The organism is Bartonella sp. MR168JLCBS (assembly GCF_042194175.1).
The window spans coordinates 1-882 of sequence record NZ_JBHIMP010000233.1 but is presented as its reverse complement, the minus strand read 5'-3'; the positions used below and the strand labels follow the sequence as shown (position 1 = coordinate 882).

At 33.2% G+C, this 882-nt stretch carries 1 protein-coding gene; it reads left to right on the top strand.

Features of this window, described 5'->3' with window-relative positions:
* Positions 1–55: 55 nt before the first annotated feature.
* Positions 56–394 carry a hypothetical protein gene (locus ACFIK8_RS10570; protein ID WP_042995325.1) on the top strand — a complete coding sequence of 113 codons (339 nt, stop codon included), beginning with the start codon at positions 56–58 and terminating at the stop codon, positions 392–394.
* Positions 395–882 lie beyond the last annotated feature (488 nt).

Below are 882 nucleotides of genomic sequence, written 5' to 3'. Positions count from 1 at the left end.
ATGATGAGAATTTTCTCTTTTCTTCAGGTAAATAGCACTCTTATTGATAAACGTTATGAATTCTGGTGTCAGAAAGGGATTTCGAATTCGGTTTTGGAAGCGCTTTCCAAGAACGATAGGTTATGATGGTGAAGCTGTGAGAATTGATGCCGCTGTTGTTAGGCTTCCTCATTATGTTGGAAGTGTTATTATATATTGGGCTGCAAGCTACAGAGGAGACCAATATGAGAAGGAGGTGTTGGGAAAAAGCAAGCCAAGATTCGACCCTGAAGAATCAGGCTATGGTGGATGTTTTGAGCGAAGTTTTACATTTTTTCTTACTTCAGGAAATTGGAATGATATAACTAAAACACATCAGTTTTTGGAAGGGGTGAAAAGACCTAGTTATTGGTGATCAAGGTTATGTTTAGAGGCAAAAAGAGAAGGGGTGAAGAAGCAAAATTGGATCTTTATTCTATTCTTCCTTCCCGCTCAAAGAGAAAAGCATCGCATAACGATGATGAATATCTTTAGAAAGAATGCCATTTTATCGAAAGCTTTTTCCATAAACTCAAATACTTAAAACATATCTTTTTGTTTCTATAAAAAAGTTTTTTCTTTTATGGGATTTCTGGTTTATAATTCAACTGTCTTCCGATTTAGAGAATGAGATGCACAGAATCTAACGAAAAGATAATACGTCCTGTTTTTGCACAGTCGCATCCTATATTTTTAACAATATAGTTAATAACACAAATCTGATAAACGAGAGTTCAGTTTCATAAGATATTAATTTTATAAATTTTTTATAAAGAAGAAGAATATAGACTGCTATTTCATTTACAGTTACGGTACATTGGTTGCCTATGATACGTTTTTTGATAAAATTGTTATTATTTTTGT